Origin of the sequence: Dietzia sp. B19 (assembly GCF_014145155.1) — a bacterium.
GTDB lineage: Bacteria > Actinomycetota > Actinomycetes > Mycobacteriales > Mycobacteriaceae > Dietzia > Dietzia natronolimnaea.
The window spans coordinates 1-3,693 of record NZ_JAALED010000182.1; the positions used below are offsets into that span (position 1 = coordinate 1).

Annotated in this window: 3 protein-coding genes; 1 reads left to right on the top strand and 2 read right to left on the bottom strand. The window is 71.3% G+C overall.

What is annotated here, in order from left to right:
• Positions 1-179 precede the first annotated feature (179 nt).
• The gene (locus tag G6020_RS06380) at positions 180-1,070 is read right to left on the bottom strand and encodes an oxidoreductase (RefSeq protein WP_182610042.1); all 891 of its coding nucleotides are present in this window, start codon (positions 1,068-1,070) and stop codon (positions 180-182) included.
• Between the two features lie 138 nt (positions 1,071-1,208).
• A complete protein-coding gene (locus G6020_RS06385) occupies positions 1,209-2,003 on the bottom strand; it encodes a MerR family transcriptional regulator (protein ID WP_182610043.1) in 795 nt (264 codons plus the stop codon).
• Positions 2,004-2,105: 102 nt separating this feature from the next.
• Between G6020_RS06385 and G6020_RS06390 the strand changes: the two genes are divergently transcribed.
• The gene (locus tag G6020_RS06390) at positions 2,106-3,671 is read left to right on the top strand and encodes a succinic semialdehyde dehydrogenase (protein ID WP_182610044.1); all 1,566 of its coding nucleotides are present in this window, start codon (positions 2,106-2,108) and stop codon (positions 3,669-3,671) included.
• Positions 3,672-3,693 lie beyond the last annotated feature (22 nt).

The window sequence follows — 3,693 nt, forward strand, 5'->3', positions numbered from 1 at the left end:
CACCGCGATCGCGGGTCTGGCCACGGTGAGTCTGCTGCTGGGGGCCCTGTTGCTGGCGGGCTCCAGGCGCCGCGGCTGAGCCGCGAAAGTGCCGTGGCGGCTGAGCCGCGAAAGTGCCCTGGCTGCTGAGCCGCGAAAGTGCCCTGGCGGCTGAGCCGCGGGCGGGGCTCAGCTCGTCGTCATCGAGCCGCTGTCATCTCCGCGCACCGATCCCACAGGGCCGCCGCCACCGCGCGGTCGTGCGAGGCGCGGGTGGAGTCGACGATCTTCGGGTATCCGCTGAGCTCACCGAAGCCGTCGGGACCCACGTACGCGCCGCCGGGAACGGAGTCGACGGTGGCGGCGTAGAGCTGGGGCAGGGCCCCGCGCTCGGCCGGCTGGACGAGGAACGGGACCTTCTCCGCGACCCGCATCATCAGGTCCTGGACCCGGCTGCCGCTGCGGTACTGGAGATTGGTGGCCGAGTACCCGGGGTGGGCGGCCACGGCCTTCAGCGGTGACCCCGCCGCGTCGAACCGACGCTGCTGCTCGTAGGCCAGCATGACGCAGGCGAGCTTGGTGGCCGCGTAGACCCCCATCGGCGAGTACTTGCGGCGGGTCCAGTCGAGGTCGTCCGGATCGACGGTGCCCCTCTTGTGCATCATCGAGCCGAGCCACACCACCCGGTCGGTGAGCACGGGGACGAGCTGCTCGGTGAGCGCGAAGTGGCCGAGCACGTTCACCCCGAACTGCATCTCGTGGCCCTGGGCCGTGCGCGACTGCGGGATGTTCATCAGTCCGGCGTTGTTGATCAGCACATCGGGTCGGTGGTCGGCCAGCACCTGACCGGCGGAGCGGACCGAGTCCAGATCGGCCAGATCCAGCTGGACGACCTCCGCCCGATCCGGGTGCGCCAGGCCGGCCCGGGCGGCCTCGGCGCGGGTGGTGTCCCGGCACGCCATCAGAACCCGGGCTCCCGCCGCGGTGAGCGCCCGGGTGGACTCGAGCCCGAGGCCGGCGTTGGCGCCGGTGATGACGAAGGTCCGGCCCGTCTGGTCAGGGATGTCGGCTGTGGTCCATCGACTGGTCATGCGTCCAGGGTACGCACGACCGGCCTCTCGTCGGCCGAGTCGCGCGCCCGGAATGGACCACCCCTGGCGCACGACCGGTCGCGATCCGGACGAACACGCAGCGCGACCCGGGAGCGGATCGGTGAGGGACTACCGGGATCAGTCCCACGTGGCGGTGTCGGGGTCCACACCGTGCGCGCGGGCGTCGGCCTCGACAGCGGCTTCGATCCACCCGGTCAGGCCCGGCTCGAGCGAGTCGTACGTCTCGCTGAAGCGAGGGTCCTGCCGGTAGATGCGCGCCAGCAGCACCTGCATCGAGCGCGTGCAGTCGTAGAACGTCGAGATCGACGCACGATGCCGCTCGACCAGCTCCGCGGCCCGGGGCGAGGCGGGGTCCACCCCGGCCCGCTTGGCGGCGGCCAGGTCGGCGTTGAGCGAATCCGTCTCGGCCTTGACCCGGCGCCAGTCCTCCTTGGACATCGTGCTCGTGCGCTGTCGCGACTGCTCCCACTGCGGGGTGTCGCCCCACTGCTGCTGCGCCTCGGCCTGCCAGTCCTCGTTCCAGTCGGTGCCGAAGATCTCGGCCCGATCCGCGGGTGTCAGTGGTGTGTTCACGGCGATCGCCTCCTTCAGGCGGTCTACTGCGGAGACCATCTCCTGCAGGTGCGAGATGCGGTCGAGGAGCAGCTCGCGCTGCCGGGACAGGTGGGCGCCCTCGTCGACGTCGGGGTCGTCGAGCAGCACCCCGATCTGCGCCAGCGGGAGGCCCAGCTCGCGGTAGACCAGTATCCGGTGGATGCGCGCGACGTCGTCGTCGTCGTACACGCGGTAGTCCGACCACGTCCGTCCACTCGCCGGCGCCAGACCGATCCGGTCCCAGTGGTGCAGGGTCCGGACGCTGACGCCGACGAGGTCGGCGACCGCGCCCACGGTGAGCCCGTCACTCCTCGTCATCGCTCCAGCATCTCTCACATCGACCACCCTGGGCCCTGACGCGACGTCAGGGTCAAGGGCGAGTCGGTACCGCGTCGGCTTACTCGTCGGTAACATCGGGGCATGAGCCGACCCACGCCCCGTGTCTACGACCGACTCCGCGACCTCGTCGCGATCCCCGAATTCCGTTCCGATCCCTCGAGTCGGGAGTCAGACGTCATCGAGGAGGTCTTCACCGGCGAGCCGCTCGCCGAGATCCCCGTGGGCACCGCCGACGACGTGCTGGCGGCCGTCGAGCGGGCCCGCGCCGCCCAGATCGCGTGGGCCGACCGCGAGCCCGCGGACCGCGTCGCCGTGCTCAAGCGCTTCGCCTCCCTGGTCATGCGCGATCGCGAGCAGCTCATGGACATCGTCCAGGCGGAGACCGGGAAGAGTCGGGCCTCGGCGCAGGAGGAGGTCCTGGACTGCCTCATCACCGCACGTCACTACGCCAAGACGGCTCCGGGGCTGCTCGCCCCCAAGCGGGTCCAGGGCATGCTGCCGGGCCTGACCAAGGCCGTGGTCCGACGCCACCCCAAGGGCGTCGTGGGTGTGATCGCGCCGTGGAACTACCCGCTCAACCTCGCCGCCACGGACGCACTGGCGGCCCTGGCCGCGGGTAACGCCGTGGTGATCAAGCCCGCCTCCATCACGCCGTTCTGCGCCCTGGCCGCAGCGGACCTGCTGTACCGCGCGGGTCTGCCCCGCGACCTGTTCCAGGTGGTCCCCGGTTCGGGCCGCACCGTCGGCGGGGCGATCGTGGAGAACGTGGACTACCTCATGTTCACCGGCTCCACGGCCACCGGCCGCACGCTCGGTCGCCAGTGCGGCGAGCGGCTCATCGGGTTCTCCGCCGAGCTCGGCGGCAAGAACGCCATGATCGTCGCGGCGGGAGCCGACCTCGACGAGGTGGCCGAGGTGGCAACCCGCGCGTTCTTCTCCAACTCCGGCCAGCTCTGCATCTCGGTGGAGCGCGTGTACGTGGAGAGGTCGGTGGCCCCCCAGCTCATCGAGAAGCTCACCGCCCGCGTCCGGTCCATGAGTGTGGGCCCGGGCTACGACTTCGAGGCGGAGATGGGCAGCCTGATCTCCCGGGATCAACTGGACACCGTGACCGCCCACGTCGACGACGCCGTGGCCAAGGGCGCCCGCGTCCTGGCCGGCGGTCGCCCCCGCCCGGATCTCGGCCCCCTGTTCTACGAGCCGACACTGCTGGCCGACGTCCCGGAGGACGCCACCTGCTTCGGCGAGGAGACGTTCGGCCCGGTCGTGTCGATCTACCCGGTCGACTCGGTGGACGAGGCCGTGGCCAAGGCCAACGACACCGAGTACGGGCTCAACTCCTCGGTGTTCGCCGCGTCGGACTCGGAGGGCGAGGAGATCGCCGCGCGGCTGCGGACCGGCACCGTCAACGTCGGTGAGGGCTACGTGGCCGGCTGGGGTTCGGTCGCGGGTCCGATGGGCGGCATGGGCGCCTCCGGCGTCGGCCGCAGGCACGGCGACGAGGGCCTGCTCAAGTACACCGAGGCGCAGACCATCGCCACGCAGCGCGTCATGCACCTGGGCGGGCCGTCGTTCCTGCCCCGCACGCGGTGGCACAAGATGCTCGCCCCCGCGACGGACGCGATGCGTTTCCTGCCCGGCCGGTAGGTCGGTCGCGCCCCACGGCGAA